Consider the following 20,411-nt stretch of genomic DNA (forward strand, 5'->3'; position numbering starts at 1 on the left):
ACGGAAGGTTGATCATGGCTACATACGTGTTGATCCACGGCGCCGGCTCCAACGCGTGGTACTGGCACCTGGTGGCCCCCCTGCTCCGCGCGCGCGGCCACGACGTGGTGGCCCCCGATCTGCCGTGCGACGACGACTCGGCCGGGTTGGCCGAGTACGCCGACGTGGTGGTGGACGCCGTCGGCGGCCGCACCGACCTCGTCGTGGTGGCACAGTCGATGGCGGGGTTCACCGCCCCACTGGTATGCGACCGGCTGCGGGTGGATCTGCTGGTGATGCTGGCCGCGATGGTGCCGTCGCCGGGCGAGTCTCCGGGCGACTGGTGGGCCAACACCGGCCACGAGCAGGCGAGGCGCGAGCTCGACGCGCGTGAGGGCCGCCCGAGTGGAGGAGACTTCGACATCGCGGTCACCTTCCTGCACGACGTCCCGCCGGACGTGGCAGCCGGGGCGATGAGCAGGGGACGCAACCAGTCGGGCACCCCCTTCGAGAAGCCGTGGCCGCTGCACGCCTGGCCCGACGTGCCGACCGAGTTCCTGCTCTGCCGCGACGACCGTTTATTCCCGGCCGAGTTCATGCGTCGCCTCGCACACGACCGTCTGGGCATCGTCGCCGACGAGATGGACGGCGGCCACCTGGTCGCGCTGAGCCGCCCGGAGGAGCTGGCCGACCGTCTGGAGGCCTACCGGCGCAAGGACCGATCCCCGCGGAGCCGTCCGGCCGTCTGAACGGCGCTCCAGGGCACCGGCCGAAAGTCCCACGCATTGGGGACTTCCGCCCTCTGCCCCGCACCCCCTTCCCGTAGTGGGATGCAGGTAGGAGAGGTCCCGGCAGGACAGGACAGACCGGGGCGCGGCGGCACCCGTGGGACGCGGGACGCCGTCTCCTTATGCAGCGACCCGTTGGGAGACTTCATGACCGGACGCATGACGGCCCCCGGTGACCTGGGCCGCCGGGTGGCCTGGCGCCGCGAGGCCATGGGCCTGAGCCGTGAACAGCTGGCCGGCCGCGCCAGGATCGACGCCGGATACCTCGGTTATCTGGAGGAGAGCGCCGCGTCACCGGCAGCCGAGACCGTACACCGCCTGGCCGTGGCCCTGGAGACCAGCACCGAGGAGCTCCTCGGCCAGACCGCCGATCTTCCCCCCGGGCGCGGAGGGGCGGCGCCCCACGCCGGGCTGGAGAGGCTGGACCCGCAGGAGTGCCTGCGGCTCATCTCCCCCGGCGGCGTCGGCCGGATCGCCTTCGACGACCTCGGCGGACCGGTGATCCTGCCGGTCAACTACGCCCTTCACGACGGCTCGGTGGTCTTCCGCACCGCCTTCGGCGGCCCGCTCGACGACACCCTGCGCACCGGCCTGCAGGGCGTGGAGCTCAAGGTCGCCTTCGAGGTCGACCGGATCGACGACGCCCGCCGCGAGGGCTGGAGCGTGCTGCTGCGGGGTGGCATCCACCACGCCTCCTCCGAGGCCGAACGCGCCACGGCCGGCGCCTCGGGGGTCGAACCGTGGGCGGGCGGAGAGCGTGGGCTGTACGTCAGGATCGCCCCCACCGAGATCACCGGTCGCCGCATCCGGCATGCCGGATGATCCCCGCCGAGATGGACGCCTGGGTGGTGGCACGCCCCGGGCCGATCGCCTCGCATCCGCTGGAGCGCGTCCGGATCCCGGTCCCCGAGCCGGGGCCGGGCGAGGTCCTCGTCGAGGTCGAGGTGTGCGCCGTCTGCCGTACCGACCTCCATCTGACCGAGGGAGACCTGCCCCCGCGACGTCCCCGGACCGTGCCCGGCCACGAAGTGGTGGGGCGGGTGGCGGCCCGTGGCCCGGACGCGGTACGGCTCACGCCCGGCACGCGCGTCGGCGCGGCGTGGCTCCGCTCGACCTGCGGCCGCTGCCGCTACTGCCGCCGGGGGGCGGAGAACCTCTGCCCGTCCTCCACCTACACCGGCTGGGACGCCGACGGCGGCTATGCCGGATATCTCACCGTCCCCGAGGACTACCTCTACCCGCTCCCGGAGGACGTGCCGGCCGAGAAGCTGGCCCCGCTGCTGTGCGCCGGGATCATCGGGTACCGCGCCCTGCTCCGCTGCGACCTGCCTTCCGGCGGACGCCTGGGCATCTACGGCTTCGGCGCCTCGGCCCATCTGACCGCACAGGTCGCCATCGCCCAGGGGGCGGTCGTGCACGTCCTGACCCGCTCGGCCACGGCCCGCGAGCTGGCCACGTCGCTGGGGGCGGCCTCCGTCGGCGGCGCGGCCGAGGCTCCTCCCGAGCCGCTGGACGCCGCGATCCTGTTCGCACCGGTCGGTGAGCTGGTGCCCACCGCGCTGGCCACCCTGGACCGGGGCGGCACCCTGGCCGTGGCCGGCATCCACCTCAGCGACATCCCTCCGCTCAACTACCAGCGCCACCTGTTCCAGGAGCGGACGCTGCGCAGCGTCACGGCCAACACCCGCGCCGACGGCCAGGCCTACCTGGAACTCGCCCAGGCCCATCCCCCGAAGGTCACGACCGTGCCCTACCCCTTCGACTCGGCCGATCGGGCGCTCGCCGACCTGGCCGGCGATCGGGTCGAAGGCGCCGCCGTACTGATGCCCGGCCGGTCATGAGGCGTCACGCCCCGAAGGCCGCTCTGCGGCGTCCGGATCTAGGTCTGCCTCGGCCGGCGCCATCGCTGGTCGGCCAGGGCCCACGCCCGCTCCCATTCGGCGTCGCGGTGGCGGTTCAACAGCCCCCGCGCACCGGCGAGGCAGAGCAGCAGAACCGCCCCGGCCCCGCCCACGACCGTGATCACGGCGACCGTGGTGTCGGTGACCGTCTTGACGTGGGTCTGCGGGGGCGTCGTGGGCTTTCCGGCGCCGTCGATCCAGATCTGGGTGTGGGAACCGGCCGGCATGCTGGGCGGGAGCACCACCTGCCCTGTCCGTGAACCGCCCTGCGGGGTGGTCCACCGCACCGTCCGCGGCCGCCACCCTGTGCCGCGCACCGGATCCACGACCTGGGCGAGAACAGGCTGCCTGTGCCCGGGGGCGGTGATCTCGGCCCGCAGACCGCCGGCGTAGACCTGCCGGCCGAGTGCGGCCGCCGGCCACAGGAAGGCAATGAAGATCACCAAGATCGCCAGGACGATCATCGTGTCGAGCCGGTCGGAGCGCCTGCGCAACGGATTGCCGTCAAAGCGGTGAAGATACAGGCAGCGCATCGCCCATCGGGTAAGGGAACGCATCAGGCCACCTCCTGCCGCTGGTGTACACACTTTTCACGGTCCGGTCCGCGACCCGGCGTGGCCAGGGTCTTTGGACGTGGCCCCCAGGGACCTTCGGCCTCACCACGTGCCGGTCCGTACCTCTGCGTTCCTTCCCCGGCCCACCTCCGTGACACCGTACGGCGGGGCGGGCGTGTGCCCGGCGGTCCGCCGGATGCTGATCGCCCTCGATGAGAGGACCTTCGCCCCTGCCCTGTGGGGCGGCGTTCGTCCAGCCTTGGCAGTATGAAAGCAGACTCGGCCGGTCTGGAGGTGCTCTCACGGCGGGAGTGCATCGATCTGCTGGCCTCGACGCCGATCGGGCGGATCGTGTTCACCGACCGTGCCCTTCCCGCGGTGCAGCCGGTCACCTTCTGCCTTGACGGGGAGGACATCGTCATCCGGACGACCGTGAAGTCCAGGCTCGCCTCCGCCACCCGGCATGCCGTGGTGGCGTTCGAGGCCGACGACTTCGATCCGTGGACGCACACCGGCTGGTCGGTCACCGCCGTGGGTCACGCACGGGCGGTCTCCGATCTCGCGGAGATCGTCCGGTTGTCGGCTCTGCCCCTGACGGCCTGGGCACCACAGGGGCCCGATCACTTCATCACGGTGCGGGCCGAGCAGATCTCCGGCCGCCGCATCCGGAGGTAGGACGTCTTCCGCGGAACTCGTGGCGGTGTCGGCGGTGACGAGCGCCGGGTGGGCGCCGGCGGTGAGCATCTTGCCTCGGTGCCCGGCGACCCCGCCGTCCTGGCATCGGCGTTCAACACCCTGCTTGAAGGGTTCTGTGCGGTCTGGGCCGCCGGCGGCGGCGAACCCATCGGCCGGATCCTCGGGGATGACGAGGCGATCGACACCCTCACCGGGCTGCTCCGGCACGGCCTCACCGGTCCCCGACCGTAGCGGCTGACGGCTCACGGCATCGCGGCCGAGAGCAGATGCCTCCCTGTCACACCCGCACCGGCAGGAGGCCCGGCGCCCCTGCGAGTGGCGCCTGATCCCCCTGCCACCGGCATGGCCACACCAGTTCCAAACGAGCAATTTCCAGAAGTAAGCCCCACCCTTGCGACCATCTTTAGAACCCAAGCGTTCTTTCGGGGCCAAGAGACTCGTTCAAAACCACACCCCGCCATCACTCTCAGCGACGATGTCTCTACTATGAGCGGAGGAGGTGCCCTTGGACGGCACCCGCCGGCAGTCCGGGCGAGGGCCGTGACGCGGAAGCGAAGAAACGGTCGGAGCGAAGACGGAAGGAGGAGGCGGTGGAGTGGTTTCCCGCCATACCGCTGGAGGACTGGGCCGGCACGAAAGAGACCGTGCACCGGTTCACGCAGATCGTCGGCAAAGTACGGCTGGCTTCGAGTGTCCGGCGCAATCACTGGTGGAACGTCCCCTTCCATCTGACCGCGCGGGGCATCACCACACGCCCGTCAGGCGGTTTCGACGGCAGGCCGATCTTCGCCGTCGACTTCGACTTCGTCGGTCACCGGCTGATCGTCGACCGGCTGGACGGGCGCGCCACGTCATTCGGCCTGACAGGCCATTCGGTCGGCTCCTTCTACCGGACCCTGTTCGACGTGCTGGCGGGCCTGGGCATCGAGGTGGAGATCCAGGCCGAGCCGTTCGGGCTGCCCGATACCACCCCGTTCGCCGAAGACACCCGGCACGCCGACTACAACCCGGCACTGGTGACGCGATACTGGCATGTCCTCTCCCAGGTCAACCTCGTGCTGGAGCGCTCCGCGGCCGACTTCTGCGGCAAGATCAGCCCGGTGCACCACTTCTGGCACACCTTCGACATCGCCGTGACGCGCTTTTCGGGCCGCTCGGCCGGCGAGCAGCCCCAGGCCGATCCCGTCACCAGGGAGGCATACTCCAAGGAGGTGATCAGTAGCGGGTTCTGGTTCGGCGACGACGCGATGCCCTGGCCGGCCTTCTACTCCTACACCGCACCCGAACCGGCCGGCCTCGCCGAGGAGCCGCTGCGTCCGGAGCGGGCCGAGTGGCTGCCTCAGCGGGGCAGTCACCTGGCCGTCCTGCGTTACGACGACGCGCGCGCCTGCGACGATCCCGTCGCCGCCGTGCTGGACTTCCTCGACAGCGCCTATCAGGCGGGGGCGCGCCGGGCCCGCTGGGACCCCGCGCTGCTCGTGGCTCCCCCCGGGATCACCGATCCGACCCTGGAGCGGGAGGCCCCGAAGCCATAGCCGGGACGGACACGGTCCACCGTCACAGGCGCGGGGTTCTCGCGTCCGGGCCGGTCCCCGCCGGCCCGGACACTGCAGAGGCCCGGTCAGCCCAGGCGAGGGCGTGCGGGCCGTACGGCGGCGCAACGCCCGGCTGCGGGCGCGTTTGCAGGCCAAGGGCACCAGGTCCGCCAAGCGCCTCCTGAAGAAGCGCCGTCGCAAGGAGTCCCGGTTCGCCCGGGACGTCACCACGTCATCAGCAAGCATCTGGCCGGTAAGTGCCCGTGTACAAACTGATCGTCAGGTCGACTCGGGAGAGGCGGATCGTGCGAGCCGTCGCCCCATGAGGATGATCATCGCCCACAGGACCATGGCCTCGTGGTGCTCGGATAACCGTTCATAGTCACGTACGCACCGCCTGCGCTGACAGATCCACGACAGCGTCCTCTCCACCACCCACCTGCGAGGCAGGACCACGAAGCCGCTGACATCGTCGCTGCGTCTGACGATCTCCAGGGTGAGCCGGACGTGCTTCTTGGCCCAGGTGACGAGCTTGCCCGCGTAGGCGCTGCCGGCCCAGATCGGCGAGATCCTCTCGTACCAGTCGCGCAGGCGTTCCAGCGCGGGCTTGGCGCCGTCGCGGTCCTGGACCTACCACGTCGTCAAGAACGGCGTGGACTACCACGACCTCGGCGCCGACTACTTCAGTCACCACCACGACCCCGACCGGGAAGCCGCCCGCCTGATCAAGAAGATCGAAAAACCCACCGGCAAGAAGGTCATCTTGGACCAGACGGCCTGACCCGAACCCGCGCACAACCCACGACCGGCCCGGTCGGCGGTGCACCTACGCGGAACGGGAGGCAGCACCACACCAACCGGTCGGCCGATCTTTCACACTTCACCCGAGTGCCCATAGCGTGCGCACAACCCCGGAACCCTCTGCCCGGGCGGGGTCCGCTGCCGCCTGCCCAGCCGGGGCCAGTTTCATATCAGCGCCGGCTGCGGCTTGAGCGCCTACCGGGTCATCGCCGAGTTGCAGCTGCTTCTGGCCTGCTGGGCCGGAATCCGCCCCACCTGCCGCCGTGCGTTACCCAGACACGCCCAGCCCGCCCCCACCTAACCAAGCACTTCTAGTCAGGCGTCTGGTTCTGTTGCACGGGCTGGGCGTTCATGGCGGTGCACAGGTGGTCGAGGAAGGACTCGAACTGCTGGAGCAGTTCGGGCGGATATTGCGACATCGCGGCGCCCATGCGGTCGGAGAGGGGGCCGAAGAACTCCCTGGCGGGTTCCTGGATGCGCGGGCTGCTGCGCAGGGTGACGATCCGCCGGTCAGCGTGTTCGCGGGTGCGGACGATGTGCCCGGCCTGTTCGAGGCGGTTCAGCAGCGCGGTGGTGGCGCTGGAGGACAGCGAGATGCGCTCGCTGAGGCGCGCCGGGGACAGCGGGGTGCCCCTGTCCTCGGCGTAGAAGACTTCCATGAGAGCGGCGGCGTCGGTGGAGTGCACGCCCAGCCAGGCGGCGAAGCGCCGGGTGAACTCGGTGTAGTTCGCGCCGTAGACCCTGAGCCCTTCCATGAGCCGGTGATGCTGTGCGACGGCGTTGCCGAGCTTCGGTTCCTCCATCGAGGTCGTTCGCCTTCCCTCTCGTAGCGGTGATCCGCGCCAGTGGCTCGTTTTGACAACCTACCGCCATCAGTTTACCGTCACCGTGGAATTGCGTCACCATGGAACTATTCCATCATGGAGGTATCTGGTCATGAATGCCCCCTCACCCGCCCGCCGATGGCTCGGCCTGATCGCCGTCTCCCTGGGTGTGGCACTGCTCGTGGCGGACACCACGATCGTCAACGTGATCGTCCCCTCGCTCATCACGGACCTGGGCATCACCTCTGCCCAGGCGCAGTGGATCCAGGAGTCCTACGCCATCGTCATCGCGGCGCTGCTCTTGCTGACCGGCCGCTTCGCGGACCTCTTCGGCGCCCGCCGGGTCTTCCTCGCGGGCGTCGCCGTCTTCGGCGCGACCAGTGTGCTGGCCGGGCTCGCGCCCAGCGGCGACGTGCTCATCCTGGCGCGCCTGCTGCAGGGGGTGGGCGCGGCGATGATCTTGCCGACCTCCCTGGCCCTGGTGAACGCCACCTTCACCGGCAGGGAGCGAGGCCAGGCGTTCGCCGTCTGGGGCTCGACCATCGGCGCTGCGGCGGCTATCGGTCCATTGCTGGGCGGCGCCCTCGCGGAGGTCTCCTGGCGCTGGGCGTTCGGTATCAACATCCCCCTCGGCGTGCTGATCCTCGCCGTCGTGACGGCGTTCCTCGCGCCCTCGCCCCGCACCGGCGCACGTATCGACGTCGCCGGGGCGGTGCTGTCCGTGTTCGGGTTCGGCCTGCTCGCCTTCGCCCTGATCGAAGGCCGCACCTACGGGTGGCTTGTCTCCACCCAGCCGATGAACATCGCCGGTCTGTCCTGGGACGGTGGGCCGTCCCCTGTCCTGGTCGCCCTACTGGTGGCCGCGGTGGCGTTGATCGCGTTCATCCGCCGGCAGGCGACCCTCAGCCGGGGCGACACCGGCGCGCCGCTGATCGACGTCCGCCTGTTTTCGGTCGCATCCTTCCGCAACGGCAACATCGCGACTTTGATCATCGGGCTCGGAGAGTTCGGCATCGTGGCCGTGCTCCCGCTGTGGCTGCAGTTCACCCTCGAATACAGCGCGCTCCAGGCCGGCCTCGCCCTTGTCCCCCTGGCCGCGGGCAGCTTTCTCGCCAGCGGGGCCAGTTTCGGGATGGCCGCCAAGCTCACCCCCCTCGGGCTGGTCCGCCTCGGGCTGGTCCTGGAGATCACCGGTCTGGCAGGGCTGGCACTGATCGCGACCACGGACGGCTCCTGGTGGCCGATCGCGCTGGCCCTGCTCCTCTACGGCGCCGGTGTCGGATTCGCCACCGCCCAGGTCACCAATGTCGTTCTCGCCGACGTTCCCGGCCGCAGCGCCGGCCAGGCCTCCGGCATCCAGAGCGCCGCACGCCAGCTGGGCTCCGCTCTGGGCATCGCGGTACTCACCACGCTCTTCTTCAGCGTCCTCGACACCAAGCTCAGCCAGATCCTCGCCGCCACCGGCATGCCGACCACCCAGTCCGGCCGATTCACCGACACCGTCACCGACAGCGCCGGAGCGGTGATCACGTCCCTCGCCGCCGATCCGCAGACCGCCGTGGTCGCCGACGCGGCCCGGGTGGCGATGACCGAAGGGATCACTTTCGCCGGCTACCTCGCCGCGGGGCTCCTCCTGCTCGGACTCATCGCCACCGTCTCCATCCCCGCCGCCGCCCCTTCCTCGGCGGAGCCGGCACGACCCTGACCGCCTTCCTTCAGGGACCTGCGGCCCGAGCACCGGAAAGCCACCGGACCACCGTCGGAACCATCCGGGCCGACCGTGGTCGGCGCCTTCCACTCCACCAGAATCCAAATGGTTTTCAAGGAGCCCCGATGTTGAACGCACCTCACGCCGGGATCGACCCGTTCGCCGTCACCGTCCGCGGCGTCGGCGCGCCCCATCCCGCCCACGCCGCCCTGCGCGCTCTGGGCCCGATCGTCTGCGCCGACGCCCCGGCGGGCGGCCCGGTGTGGATCATCACCGACTACGCGCTGGCCCGGGAGGTCCTCACACACCCTCGTATCGTGAAGGACCCCGCGTACGCGCCGGCGGGCTGGGACCCTCGGATCGCAGGTCTCGAACCCACCGCCGCCGCGCAGCCGTCGCTCACCACCCTCGACGGCGTGGCGCATGAGCGGCTGCGTCGTGCGCACGCCCCGCTGTTCACCGCCCGGCGGATGCAGGACTACTCCGAGCGGATCACGGTGATCGCCCGGGGGCTGCTCACCGGGCTCGCCGCCACCGACGGAACGGTCGACCTGATGGCGGACTTCACCACGCGCTTCCCCCTCACCGTCGTCTGCGACGTGCTCGGCGTACCGCTCGACAGAGTCGACCAGGCCGTCGCGGCCTGCCGGGGGATGCACAGCAACCGCCCCGAGGACGTGGAGGCGGCCATGGCCGCCTTCGCGGAACTGGCCGCCGCCGCGCTCGGCGACGGCCAGGACGGCCTCGCCGTCGAGCTGCGCGATCAAGTCCCCGACGAGATCACCGAGACGCAGCTGCACTACCTGCTCTTCACACTGATCTACGCCGGACAGCTCACCACCGACCCGGCGCTGGGATTCCTGCTCGCGCACGTTCTCGACGTCGACCGCGCCGTAGCGGAGGGGACCACGGTCGACGAGTCCGTCCGGGAGATGCTGCGCCTGCACTCGCCGGCACCCTTCACCCTCTGGCGGTTCACCTCCGCCGACATCGAGCTCGCCGGGGTGCGGCTACCCGCCCGCTCTCCCGTGCTCGTCGACATCCAGGGCATCAACACCGCCCCGGGCCGGTCGATCGGGCCGGACCTCGCCTTCGGCGCCGGCCCGCACTACTGCACCGGCGCTCAGCTCGCCCAACTCGAGCTGGGCGCGATCGTGGAGGTCCTGCGGACCGACTTCCCCGACGCGCGCCTTACGGTGCCGTCCGCCGAGCTGCGACAGATCGACATCGGCGGCATACAAGGAAGCCGATTGACCGCCCTCCCGGTCGCGCTGCGGGGCTGACACCCCGCGACATCCGTCGCCTCCGGCCCGGGACGGATCAGATCGCGGGTCCGTAGGCGCCGAAGCCCCGGTAGATCAGTCCCTCACGGAAGGTCAGCACCTCCGCGACGGTCTGGCCCCGCTCGTTGCGGTAGTTGATGACCATGGTGTCGACGGAGGCCCGGACGTCCTCGACGGTGAAGTGGAGAACGGCCGGTACTGGTGAGTGGCTGTGTCACAACCGCGACCTGGCGTTTCGGTTGCTGATCACCGCCCATTAACGGACGCTCACCAGCCCAAGGCCAGTCTGGGGAACGCCAAGCATGGTGCCCGGCTGGCGCTGACGACCGCCGGGGGCAGCGGCCAAACCCTGTGACGTGCCTCAAATCCTCCAGCACAGAGGGTCGGTGACTGCGGTCACACTCGCCTCTGCCATCACTTAGTAATCGGTACGGTATCGTTTACTAAGTGATGGACGCTGTACTTATCGCGGGCGCCGGCCCCACCGGGCTGGCCCTGGCCATTCACCTGGCCCTGCACGACGTCCCCGTCCGCGTCATCGACGACGCCGCCGCCCCCGCCACCACCTCCCGGGCCCTCGGCCTGCAACCACGCGGCGTCGAGGTGCTGGAACGGATCGGCGCGCTCGGCGACCTGCCGCAACGCTCCCAGTCCTTCCTCGACATGTCCTATAACGAAGGACCACGCACCGTGCTGCGCCTCCACGTCGGCCAGGCCGTCGCGGACCAGCCGAAACAGGCACTGCTAATCTCGCAAGCCGAAGTCGAGGGCGCGCTGCGGCAGCGGTTAGCCGAGCTCGGCGGCACCGTGGAGTGGGGCACCCGGCTGATTGCTGCCCAACAGGACGGCACGAGCGTCACCGCCACCGTCCAGACAGCCGACAGCGCCGAACACCACCTCGAGACCCACTGGCTGATCGGCTGCGACGGCGCGCACAGCACGGTACGCAAGCTCGCCGGAATCGGCTTTCCCGGCCGCAAACTCCTCGAACGCCTGCTGATGGTCGACGTGCGGGCCCGGTGGCCGTTCGACAAGAACGGCAGCACGACCTGGATGGACGCCGGTCATATGCTGTCGGTCACCGCGCTACCGGACGACACCTGGCGGGTGTTCACCGAACCACCGCCAGACCTGCCGGACCAACTGTCCGACAGCGAGATCACCGACAGGGTGCTGAGCGAGTTCTCCCGCCGCAGCGGCGTCAGCCTCGACACGGTCACCGACATCCGCTGGGCCTCGGAGTTCCGGATCCACCGCCGACTCGCCGACGCCTATCGCCGCGGCCGGATCCTGCTGGCGGGCGACGCGGCACACATTCAGAGCCCCACCGGCGGACAGGGACAGAACACCGGACTGGGCGATGCGGAAAACCTGGCCTGGAAGCTGGTCCTGGTCGCTCGCGGCCGCGCCGACCAGCGACTGCTCGACACCTACGAAGGCGAACGACGCCCGCTGGCCCGCAACGTCTTGCGCGCCACCAGCACCGCCGTGGGCATCATGCTGCCCCACACCCCGTGGAAACGCCTGGTCCGCGACAAGGTCGTCCTGCCGGTCGTCCGCCTGCCCGCCATACAGCGCCGGCTGTGGCTGGCCGCCTCCCAACTCGGCATCAACTACCGCGGCGGACCGCTGGCCCCCACCTCACACCGGTGGATGCCCGGCCTGCATCCAGGCGACCGGATGCCCGACCTCGCCTGCCGACGTCTCGACGGCGGCGAGACCACGCTCCACGCCGCGATCTCCGGGAGCTGGGTGGTGCTCGCCGCCGACCCGCGCACCGCCGCCCGCCACGCCGAGGCCGCCGCCGCACAACTGGGCGCCGACCTGGTCATCGCGCTCACGCCGGTGGAGCCGGACTCGCGCGACGTGGTGCTGATCCGCCCTGACGGGCACATCGGTTGGCGTGACCGTCCGGCACCCGACAAACTGACGGCATGGCTAACCCAGGTGCTGCGGCCGGCGTAGAACGCCACGGCCGCCCACGCGACCCGGAAAACGACGCCGCCATCCTGGACGCGGCGTTGGACCTGCTGATCGAACGCGGCGCGGCGGGCACCAGCATCGAAGCGGTCGCCCAACGCGCCGGCGTGGCGAAGCTGACCGTCTACCGGCGCTGGCGAGCCAAAGAGGATCTGCTGATGGCCGCGCTGGAACACGCTCGCGCCCCCGACATGGACGCGCCTCCGGCCGGACAGTCGATCGACGAGCTGGTCGCGTTCGTCGCCGAGTTGCTCAGCCGGCCCCGCTTCCGTGCGCTGATGGCGCGGGTCATCGGCGCCTCGGTGGACTACCCGAAACTGGTGAGCGCCTACACCGAGCGCTACCTCCGGCCACGGTTGGACGCCCTGGCGGAGATCGCGCAGCAGGCCATCGACGCCAGGCGCTTCCCGCCGGACACCGATCCGAGCGTCATCCAGGACATCCTGGCCAGCTCGATCGGATCTGTCCTTCTCCAGCATCCGGAGGACGTGACCGCAGCACAGATCGAGCGCCGGCTACGCATCCTGCTGCACCACATCGGATACCAGCCTTGACCTCCTAGGTTGGGCCTTCGCCGAGACACCGCTGCCGAGGTTCCACAAGGGAGGTCAGTCTCGACGACGATCTCGACGAGGACGTCGTCGGGCGCGGTAGACCCCGGAAACGGGCAGCAGTTCGGCGCCATCGCCAGAGCCGGTTTGGCCCTCTGTTCGCAATTCTTACGAGCACCCCTTGATCTTGTCCGTTATCGAGGGACTTCCGGACACAAAGATCACCGTCACCGAGCGCCACCCCACCAGGCACTCCACCATCTAGAGCAAGATCAAGATCAAGGCCGGGCTGCATCGGAACCGGAACGTACGCCAACGGCCCCGAGCGCCCTCGATCAGCACCCACCCCGACCTGCGGGAAGGCGCTTACCGTACGAAACGGTTCCGTTGCAGGTCCACCCCCGAGGCCGCGCCGCCCGCGCTGCCGGGCTGCGTTCAAGCGGGGCCACCGCTCCGTCTGCGGCTGAGCACCGCGGCGATCGGTATGGCCGCCGCCAGGCCGCTGAGCAGTACCGCGGCGAGCGCTCCCAGGACGGCCGGCTCGTTGCCGAAGGAGATGCCGACGGCGGCCAGCGCGGGCCCCGCGTTGCGCACCGCCGCGACGCTTCCCATGGTGGTGCGGCGCGTCGGCGATCCGGTGGCCAGCACCGTGCCGGTGGCGAACGCGGCGATGGCCAGGACGAACCCCGCGAGCAGGGTGCGTGAGCCGAGCAGCGCGACGACGTCGTGCCAGGTGCCCAGGAGCATGCCCGCCAACATGATCAGGAACGTCACGTTCGAGACCTTGGCGGCGACGGGGTGCCACGATCGCGCGGTGGGCGGCGCGTAGTGGCGCAGGGCCAGTCCGACGGCGAACGGTACGAGCTGCAGGATGGCCACGGTCCGCACCAGTGCGGCCACGTCGAGGGAGATGGCCCCGCCACCCTTGGCCGCGGTGAGGATGCCGTTGGCCGCCGGGCCGAAGGTGATGCTGCCGACGGCGGCGAGCAGCACCTGCATCGCCGCGCCCGCGACCACGTCTCCCTTCTGCACCATGCCCAGTTTCGCCCCTAACGGTCCACCCGGCGACGACGCGACCAGGACCAGCGCTATGAAAGGCGCCGTGGGCAGGCCGAACAGCGCGGCGACGCCCCAGCCGAGCAGCGGGACGGCCACCAGGTTGGCCGCCAGCGCCAGCAGGAGCAGCGGCGGGTCCGCCAGGACGGCACGCAACTCCGGCAGCGTGGCTCCGAGACCGGCGGTGAACATGGTGGTCGCGATGAAGATCACGGCGATCGCGTTGAACAGCAGATGCAGCGTATCCATGAGACCACCCCCCGAGGGAGACCGTGTCCGGGCGACGTCCGCCCGCCGCGCGTCAGTCTTCGAGTTCGCCGAGCCAGCGCAGGGCGCTCAGCCCGGGCATGAAGCAGTACTCGCCGCCGCGTGTGACGACGAACCGCGGCAGCGACGGCAGGCGCCGCCGTACCGGTCGCCGGGGGATCGTGAAATCGCCGGTGCCGTCGTTCGATCCGACCACGGGGTCTCTCGCGTCGCCGGCGCCGAAGAAGACGCCGTCGTTCATCCATTGGGACTGGACGAACTCGAACTGCCGTCCGAGGTGCGCTCCGACGAACGTGAACATCAGTCCGCGGTCGGCCCCGTCGTCTTCCAGGACTCCCTTGGGCAGCGGCGGGCCGTACGCGGTGCCGCGTCTGATCATTCGGTGCAGTCTCGGCGCTCCCGCCACCGACGCGTCACGGGGATTGGCCCGGCGGATGTGGCAGCCGCCAGGAGTCGTGAATCCCGCCGGATCGCCCTGCTCGTAGAGGAAGCTGTTGTTGCGGATCCGATCGGCGCCGAGCTCGGGGTCGTCGTGCAGCGGGCTGAGCGCCAGTGGCGCGCCGCTGCGCCAGCGTCCCATGATCTTCGCTGCCAGCAGCTCCTCGTCCTCGGGGTCGGTGGAGCTGTCCTTCAGGTACCGCCGGAACATGGCGACCCGCTGGTGGAGTTTACGGAAGGCCACGTAGGTGCCGTTGCGGCCGAGCGCCCCGGGCTGCGGGGTCTGGACGCCGCCCAGCTCGTCGCGGTAGCCGAGCACGAACTCGCCGGCCTTGAGTGGAACCTCCAGCCGGTTCGACCCGGCGATGCCGCTGCCCTCGACGGCCGGGTGGCTGATGCCGTCGCGGTAGCCGAAAGGTTCGGCCTCATCGGGCGGCACATAGCAGTCCTGCCGCCAGATCGCGGTCACGCCGGGGAGCCGGTGATACGCCGGGCGGGCATGATCGATGGCCTTCTCCAGCTGTGCGCGGTCAGGTGCGAGCGCGGTGAGCACCACGTGGACATCAGGCGTACCCAGCGGGGGTTCCCAGTTCTCGGGAGCGCTCTCGCCGGTGTCGCCCAGCGCCTTCGCCCGTGCGGCCATCCCCTGCCGGAACTCCCAGGCGAAGGTGTCCAGCGATTCCCGCGGCACACCCAGGGCTTTCAGGCCCTGATAGCTGACCGCGACGCTCACCCAGGTCTCGCCAAGGGGACTCATCGAGTCGGCGGCCGAGGTCACCACCGCGCTCGCGCGCCGCATCAGCTCCCGCCCGTGCGCGCGGTCGTCGATGCGGAAGAGGATGTACGTCGCCGCGTACGGGGTCGGCCGAGGGCTGAGAACCCCGCGCTGGATGTCGTCGAGTTCGAGTGTGACGTGCGTTCGCTCGGTCACGGATACCTCCCTTCTTGCGGCACTACTTCACCGAGACGATGTTTCTCCAGAAGTTGCGCAGGCTCTCGTCGCCGCCGAACAACGAGCTGAAGATCGTGGAGTCCGCCATGAGCACGTCGCCGGCCCGCTCACCGCTCGGGGGCATCCACAGGAACATGTTGAACTCGGTGTTCCCGGCCTCGGCGAACGGATGCGGCCTGGACATGTCGATCGGCTGCCTGCCCAGCACGTGGATGACATCCGGCTCGTCGGTCGTCACCGCGTAGTGCGGCAGGTGCAAGTGGAAGTTGAAGGTGGTCACCCCTTCCAGCCATCCCTTGGTGTCCAGGTCTCTGGCGATCGACAGGGGGGCGATCCTGTTCGGCTCCCGCACCGCGGGACGCAGCCCGTAGCGGTTCTCGACAGGCACTCCGAGCCCTTCCATCAACGACCGGGTGTACCTGCCGAACCGTTGCTGGCGGGGAACCAGGAGGTCGCCGTGATGGTGGTACTCGACGTTTCGCACCTCCAGGTCGTCCGCCGCCCCGACGTCGTGATGCGGCCCCAGGACCAGGCAGGTTCCCTCCCGGCTGAGGAACTGCCGCAGCGCCTCGATCTCCTCGGGAGCGGCGTCCTGCCCGGTGATCATGTGGTCCAGTCCGAACACGAACAAGGTGTCGGTGTCCGCCAGCACCCGCTCGTCGAGCGGAGTGCGGAAACCGGCTTGATCGACGCGTTGGTACACGGGCACGGTGTGTCCCGTGGTCTCCGCGACGAACTGCTGGAACGGCACCCAGGCCCAGAAGAACAACTCCAGCGTCCCCGCGATGCCCTGCTGGAAGCGCATCGGGTCGGACCACTTCGGATCCTCGTAGGCGGGCCAGGCGACGCGCCGGACCTCTGTCATCGTGGAGAACCGGTTGTCGAGCTCCGCCGGGTTCCTGCCGGCCTCGGCCGGATAGCTCCATGCGACGTAGATGCTCACCCGTCGCCGGCCAGGGGTGTACTCGCGCGGCACGTGGTTCTGGTTGTACGTGCGCGCGGTCCTGGACTCGTTCATTCCATCTCCGATCTACAGGGATACGTGGGCGGCTGGACCGAAGATCACTGCAGCTGGTCGAGCATCTCCGACAGGGCGCTCTTTATCCGCAGAGCCTTTTTGATTTCGTCGGCGGTGAAGTACGGATATTCTCCGTACTCGATGAAGCTCGGGCAGTGGTGCTCGCGGACGAACAGGACGAACGCCTCGGGATTGGTTTTCCAGTCTTCGGGGAATCCCTCGAGATTCTCGAAAGCCGTGCTCACGCCTGCTTTGCTGAACAGCGCGATGGCGTCTTCGGTGTACTTGTCGAAGTCGGTGTCGAAGATGGCCTGGTACATGAAACGGGTGTCGTCGTCGAAGAGCACCCAGCGTAGATAGTGCAGCTTGAGTGGCGCGAGAAGATACGGGTCGCCTTCCAACGCCTTGGCGAGTGTGTGACCGTAGTCGCGTATCGCCTCGGCCCGGCCGGGCTTTACTTTCGCGATGATGGTGAACCCGTAACACGCCGGGGTCCTCGGAAAGACAGGGCCGTATTTCCCCTGCTCGAGCTGGTCGGTCTCCTTGGGGATGACAACTGCCTGTGGCCTGATTTCCATTCCGGTTCCTCCGTCATCTGGCAAGGAAGAACCTCACACTATGGGACGAATACGACCGGATCACCACATCGGTATCACAGCATTTGTCGGTATTTTAGGTGATCGTCTTTTACGTCCCGGCGATCGCCGCCGGCCGTCATGGCCGCGGCCACCGCGCGGTCGCCATCACGACCACCCCCGAACAGGATCGACCACCCCTATCCACCGGCTTACCGCGACATCAACCCCATGTCAACGAACCACCGACCAGCGATCCACGGGCGTCCTGGCGGGCCGCCCGCGCCCGCAGATAGCGCTGCTCGGGAAGGCTGCTGGTGCGACGTGCGGCCGTCCGGTAGCCGGACCGGGCGGCGTCGTGGTCGCCGGCCATCTCCAGGAGATGCGCACGGACCGCGTCCAGGCGGTGGTGTCCGGTCATCCGGTCGTCTGCGTCAAGTGTCTCCAGCAGCTCGAGCCCGGCTTTCGGCCCCTTCACCATCGCCACCGCCACCGCCACCGCCACCGCATGGTTGAGCGTGACCACGGGACCGGGTGAGATGCGGGCGAGCAGGTCGTAGAGCACGAGGATCTGAGGCCAGTCGGTCTCCTTCGCATGTGCCGCCTCGGCGTGGACCGCGGCGATGGCGGCCAGCTGTCACCTCCGCCTCCCGGTCTCGTCCACGAGTGACCGTGCCTGCGCCGTGTCGGGGCGGACGTCCGGCCCGTGCGCGGCCTCGGCTCCGCCGCGCAACAGCGCGAACGCGTGTTTCGCGGCACGGACGGCCTCGGGGTGGACCTGTTCGGCCGTCTCCCCTCCGGCGAGCCTGCGCCAGTTCCGGCGGGCCAGCACGCGCTGCACGGCCAGCACCTGGCCGGCGACGAGACGGGCGGTGAGGTCGTCGCCGTCCTCGGCGAGCGCCTCGGCCAACGCCTCCTCATCGGCGGCCATGTAGTGAAACAGCCGGGCCGCCAGGCTGGGGGTGCCGAAGACCATGCGGTGGTAGGCGAGGACCTCTCCGTTGTCGTTGAGGCCGGTGACGGGGTCGCGCCGCTGTAGTCCGCTCAGGAAGTGGCGCTCCAGCGCGGCCAGCGGCTCCTCCCCCGGTCGCCGTTGCCGGACGACACGAGCGGCCTCCCCCTGGTGATCGACGATCCGGTGAAGGACGAGGTCCTCCTTGGTGGCGAAGTATTTGAACAGGGTCGGCTTGGAGACCTCCGCGGCCGCCGCGACCTCGGCGACCGACACCTCGCCGAAGCCACGCCGCAGGAACAGCGTGATCGCCGCCATGGAGATCGCCTCATGGATCCGCTGCTTCTTGATGTCCCGAAGTCCCGTCACATCCTCATCCTACCTACGTGTTAACCTGGTTAAAATCTTAACCGAGTTAAGTTTGGTGGTATGGGATGACCGTGCTGAACGACGAGAAGGCCTACCTCGCACGCTGCGAGACGGCGTTGCGCAGGATGCTCGACGGCGCCCGCCACAATGTCGTCGTCGGCGAGCAGGTGGCAGGCGACCGATACAGCGCCGAACGGCTCGGACGCCATCTCAAAAGCCTCGCCAAGCAGCTGGAAGAGGAACCCGACGGCCCGCCGTTCTTCGGCCGACTCGACTTCGGCGACAGCGCCGCCGCCGGTGACCACCGCGCACAGCGCTACTACATCGGCCGGCGCCACATCAGCGGCGACACCGGGCAGCAGCCGATGGTCATCGACTGGCGCGCCCCCGTCTCCAAGGCGTTCTACCAGGCCGGCGCTCACGACCCGCAGGGCATCGCCGTGCGGCGCCGTTTCGGCTGGGCGGCGAACACGCTGACCGGTTTCGAAGACGAACGCCTGGAGTCCGGGGAGAACCTGGGGACCGCCAGCCGGATCGTGGCCGCCGAGATCGAGCGCCCCCGCGTCGGCCCGATGCGTGACATCGTCGCCACCATCCAGCCCGAGCAGGACGACCTGGTCCGCGCCGGACTCCAGGAGTCGATCTGCGTCCAGGGAGCCCCCGGTACGGGCAAGACCGCGGTGGGCCTGCACCGGGCCGCCTATCTGCTGTACGCCCACCGGCAACGGCTCGAACGCGGGGGCGTTCTGGTCCTGGGCCCCAACCGCGCCTTCCTCGGCTACATCTCGTCGGTGCTGCCGGCCCTGGGCGAGGGCGACGTCGAGCAGACGACGATAGACCAGCTGCTGGCCCGCGGCCCGGTCCGGGGGGCCGACAGCGACGACGCGGCGGCCGTCAAGCACGACGCCCGCATGGCGGAGGTGCTACGCCGGGCCCTGTACGGGCGGGTACGCAGACCCACCGAGCCGGTCACCGTCCCCGACCACTCCTTCCGCTGGCGCGTGGCGGCCGAAGACCTGCGCCGCGTCGTCGACGACACCCTGCGCGAGGCACCGCCCTACGCGGTCGGCCGCGAACGGGTGCGCTCCCGCGCCGTCGCCCTGCTGCAGCGGCAGGCCGAGGCCCGCGGCAGGATCGTCAACGCCGCCTGGACACGCACGATGGGCAGGGCCCTCACCTCTTTCCTGGACGCGGTGTGGCCCGCCGTACGACCACACGAGGTCGTCGCCGGACTGCTCGGCGACGCCGAGGCGCTGGCACGGGCCGCGGACGGGGTCCTGACAGCGCGGGAGCAGGGGGTGATCGCGTGGGTCAGGCCGCCGCGGACGTTCAAGAGCGCCGTCTGGTCGCCGGCCGACACCGTGCTCCTCGACGAGGTCGCGGGGCTGCTGGAACGCCCGCGAGGCTATGGCCATGTGATCGTCGACGAGGCGCAGGACCTGTCGGCGATGCAGTGCCGGGCGGTAGCCCGGAGGAGCGAGTACGGCTCGATCACCGTGCTGGGCGACCTGGCCCAGGGCACGACGCCCTGGGCCGCCCGCGACTGGCGCGACCGGCTCACGCAACTGGGCAAGCCGGAGGCGCGGGTGATCACGCTGGCGACCGGTTTCCGCGTGCCCGCGGCCGTGGTCGCGCTCGCCAACCGCCTGCTCGGAGCCCTCGAGGTGGACGTGCCCGCCACCCGTTCCTTCCGGACCGACGGCCGGCTACGCGTCCAGGAGGTGCCGGACCTGCCACGTGCCGCCGTCGCCGCGGTACGCGAAGCCCTGTGCCATGAGGGCTCGATCGCGGTCATCGCCGCCGACGCCGCCGTCGAGACGTTCGCGGCGGCGCTGTGGAACGAGGGCATCACGATCGCCGAGGCCGGTGAGACGAGCGGCGCACGGGTGAGCGTCGTGCCCGCGACGATGGCCAAGGGACTGGAGTACGACCATGTGGTGGTGGCCGAGCCGGCCGACATCGCCGGAGCCGAGGAGCGGGGCCTCAACCGGCTGTACGTGGCGCTCACCCGCGCCGTGTCGCGGCTCGACGTCCTGCACCACCGCCCGCTCCCTCCGCATCTGGCCGATGCGTGAGCCGGTCGCGTCGATGACCGGCTACGACGTGATGCGGGGCCCGGACCTCCAGGCCAGAACGGGAGCACTCAGGAGGAAGGGGGTCGTTCCCTCGTCGGGACGGCCCCCC

At 69.8% G+C, this 20,411-nt stretch carries 21 protein-coding genes; 12 read left to right on the forward strand and 9 right to left on the reverse strand.

The genetic code is table 11. The features are described 5' to 3' along the window. The first annotated feature begins 14 nt into the window (after positions 1-14). The 3 genes from FHR32_RS35825 to FHR32_RS35835 all read left to right on the forward strand — a co-directional run bounded on the left by FHR32_RS35825 (position 15) and on the right by FHR32_RS35835 (position 2,608). Entirely contained in the window at positions 15-728 is a 714-nt protein-coding gene (locus FHR32_RS35825) for an alpha/beta fold hydrolase (RefSeq protein ID WP_184758932.1), read from the forward strand. A gap of 186 nt (positions 729-914) precedes the next feature. Then, positions 915-1,589: a pyridoxamine 5'-phosphate oxidase family protein gene (locus tag FHR32_RS35830; protein WP_184758933.1), complete on the forward strand. Its 675-nt coding sequence runs from the start codon at positions 915-917 to the stop codon at positions 1,587-1,589. Continuing rightward, the gene (locus FHR32_RS35835) at positions 1,586-2,608 is read left to right on the forward strand and encodes a zinc-binding alcohol dehydrogenase family protein (RefSeq protein WP_376773440.1); all 1,023 of its coding nucleotides are present in this window, start codon (positions 1,586-1,588) and stop codon (positions 2,606-2,608) included. Before FHR32_RS35830 ends, FHR32_RS35835 begins: the two co-directional genes overlap by 4 nt. 38 nt (positions 2,609-2,646) lie before the next feature. Here FHR32_RS35835 and FHR32_RS35840 read toward each other — a convergent pair whose 3' ends face one another. Further along, positions 2,647-3,225 carry an Rv1733c family protein gene (locus FHR32_RS35840; RefSeq protein ID WP_184758934.1) on the reverse strand — a complete coding sequence of 193 codons (579 nt, stop codon included), beginning with the start codon at positions 3,223-3,225 and terminating at the stop codon, positions 2,647-2,649. Positions 3,226-3,489: 264 nt separating this feature from the next. Between FHR32_RS35840 and FHR32_RS35845 the strand changes: the two genes are divergently transcribed. The 3 genes from FHR32_RS35845 to FHR32_RS35855 all read left to right on the forward strand — a co-directional run bounded on the left by FHR32_RS35845 (position 3,490) and on the right by FHR32_RS35855 (position 5,453). Next, the gene (locus tag FHR32_RS35845) at positions 3,490-3,897 is read left to right on the forward strand and encodes a pyridoxamine 5'-phosphate oxidase family protein (protein WP_184758935.1); all 408 of its coding nucleotides are present in this window, start codon (positions 3,490-3,492) and stop codon (positions 3,895-3,897) included. Between the two features lie 78 nt (positions 3,898-3,975). Further along, entirely contained in the window at positions 3,976-4,149 is a 174-nt protein-coding gene (locus tag FHR32_RS35850; protein ID WP_184758936.1) for a hypothetical protein, read from the forward strand. Positions 4,150-4,508: 359 nt separating this feature from the next. Then, the gene (locus FHR32_RS35855; RefSeq protein WP_184758937.1) at positions 4,509-5,453 is read left to right on the forward strand and encodes a DUF5996 family protein; all 945 of its coding nucleotides are present in this window, start codon (positions 4,509-4,511) and stop codon (positions 5,451-5,453) included. A gap of 279 nt (positions 5,454-5,732) precedes the next feature. Here the strand turns inward: FHR32_RS35855 and FHR32_RS47455 are convergent, their stop codons facing one another. Further along, a complete protein-coding gene (locus FHR32_RS47455; RefSeq protein WP_184759046.1) occupies positions 5,733-6,053 on the reverse strand; it encodes a transposase in 321 nt (106 codons plus the stop codon). A gap of 7 nt (positions 6,054-6,060) precedes the next feature. On the opposite strand from FHR32_RS47455, the gene FHR32_RS35865 reads away from it, so the two are divergent. After that, positions 6,061-6,234, forward strand: coding sequence for a hypothetical protein (locus FHR32_RS35865; protein ID WP_184758938.1), 174 nt, complete (start codon positions 6,061-6,063; stop codon positions 6,232-6,234). Positions 6,235-6,565: 331 nt separating this feature from the next. On the opposite strand, the gene FHR32_RS35870 is transcribed toward FHR32_RS35865, so the two are convergent. Next, a complete protein-coding gene (locus tag FHR32_RS35870; protein WP_184758939.1) occupies positions 6,566-7,057 on the reverse strand; it encodes a MarR family winged helix-turn-helix transcriptional regulator in 492 nt (163 codons plus the stop codon). Positions 7,058-7,190: 133 nt separating this feature from the next. Here FHR32_RS35870 and FHR32_RS35875 point away from each other — a divergent pair, with 133 nt between their 5' ends. The 4 genes from FHR32_RS35875 (at position 7,191) to FHR32_RS35890 (ending at position 12,603) form a co-directional block, all read left to right on the forward strand. Further along, the gene (locus tag FHR32_RS35875; RefSeq protein ID WP_184758940.1) at positions 7,191-8,783 is read left to right on the forward strand and encodes a DHA2 family efflux MFS transporter permease subunit; all 1,593 of its coding nucleotides are present in this window, start codon (positions 7,191-7,193) and stop codon (positions 8,781-8,783) included. Positions 8,784-8,911: 128 nt separating this feature from the next. Continuing rightward, on the forward strand, positions 8,912-10,069 hold the full coding sequence (locus FHR32_RS35880; protein ID WP_184758941.1) for a cytochrome P450 family protein: 1,158 nt from the start codon (positions 8,912-8,914) through the stop codon (positions 10,067-10,069). A gap of 450 nt (positions 10,070-10,519) precedes the next feature. Continuing rightward, positions 10,520-12,034 carry an FAD-dependent monooxygenase gene (locus FHR32_RS35885; RefSeq protein ID WP_184758942.1) on the forward strand — a complete coding sequence of 505 codons (1,515 nt, stop codon included), beginning with the start codon at positions 10,520-10,522 and terminating at the stop codon, positions 12,032-12,034. Then, entirely contained in the window at positions 12,004-12,603 is a 600-nt protein-coding gene (locus FHR32_RS35890; protein WP_184758943.1) for a TetR/AcrR family transcriptional regulator, read from the forward strand. The genes FHR32_RS35885 and FHR32_RS35890 overlap by 31 nt, the downstream gene beginning before the upstream one ends. Before the next feature lie 432 nt (positions 12,604-13,035). On the opposite strand, the gene FHR32_RS35895 is transcribed toward FHR32_RS35890, so the two are convergent. The 6 genes from FHR32_RS35895 to FHR32_RS35920 all read right to left on the reverse strand — a co-directional run bounded on the left by FHR32_RS35895 (position 13,036) and on the right by FHR32_RS35920 (position 18,227). After that, positions 13,036-13,905 carry a bile acid:sodium symporter family protein gene (locus FHR32_RS35895; protein WP_184758944.1) on the reverse strand — a complete coding sequence of 290 codons (870 nt, stop codon included), beginning with the start codon at positions 13,903-13,905 and terminating at the stop codon, positions 13,036-13,038. A gap of 52 nt (positions 13,906-13,957) precedes the next feature. Beyond that, positions 13,958-15,292, reverse strand: a complete 1,335-nt coding sequence (locus FHR32_RS35900; RefSeq protein WP_184758945.1) for a Dyp-type peroxidase — start codon at positions 15,290-15,292, stop codon at positions 13,958-13,960. Between the two features lie 22 nt (positions 15,293-15,314). Then, positions 15,315-16,331 carry a hypothetical protein gene (locus tag FHR32_RS35905; RefSeq protein ID WP_184758946.1) on the reverse strand — a complete coding sequence of 339 codons (1,017 nt, stop codon included), beginning with the start codon at positions 16,329-16,331 and terminating at the stop codon, positions 15,315-15,317. Positions 16,332-16,375: 44 nt separating this feature from the next. Beyond that, positions 16,376-16,909: a hypothetical protein gene (locus tag FHR32_RS35910; protein WP_184758947.1), complete on the reverse strand. Its 534-nt coding sequence runs from the start codon at positions 16,907-16,909 to the stop codon at positions 16,376-16,378. A gap of 220 nt (positions 16,910-17,129) precedes the next feature. Further along, a complete protein-coding gene (locus FHR32_RS35915; protein ID WP_221466691.1) occupies positions 17,130-17,471 on the reverse strand; it encodes an RNA polymerase sigma factor in 342 nt (113 codons plus the stop codon). A gap of 72 nt (positions 17,472-17,543) precedes the next feature. Continuing rightward, positions 17,544-18,227 (reverse strand): TetR family transcriptional regulator, encoded by a 684-nt coding sequence (locus tag FHR32_RS35920; protein WP_312882854.1) that lies wholly within the window; start codon positions 18,225-18,227, stop codon positions 17,544-17,546. Between the two features lie 65 nt (positions 18,228-18,292). Here FHR32_RS35920 and FHR32_RS35925 point away from each other — a divergent pair, with 65 nt between their 5' ends. Further along, complete coding sequence (locus FHR32_RS35925) at positions 18,293-20,302, forward strand: HelD family protein (RefSeq protein ID WP_184758948.1); 2,010 nt, start codon at positions 18,293-18,295, stop codon at positions 20,300-20,302. The last annotated feature ends 109 nt before the right edge of the window (positions 20,303-20,411 follow it).

The sequence above is a fragment of the Streptosporangium album genome (genome assembly GCF_014203795.1).
Lineage (GTDB): Bacteria > Actinomycetota > Actinomycetes > Streptosporangiales > Streptosporangiaceae > Streptosporangium > Streptosporangium album.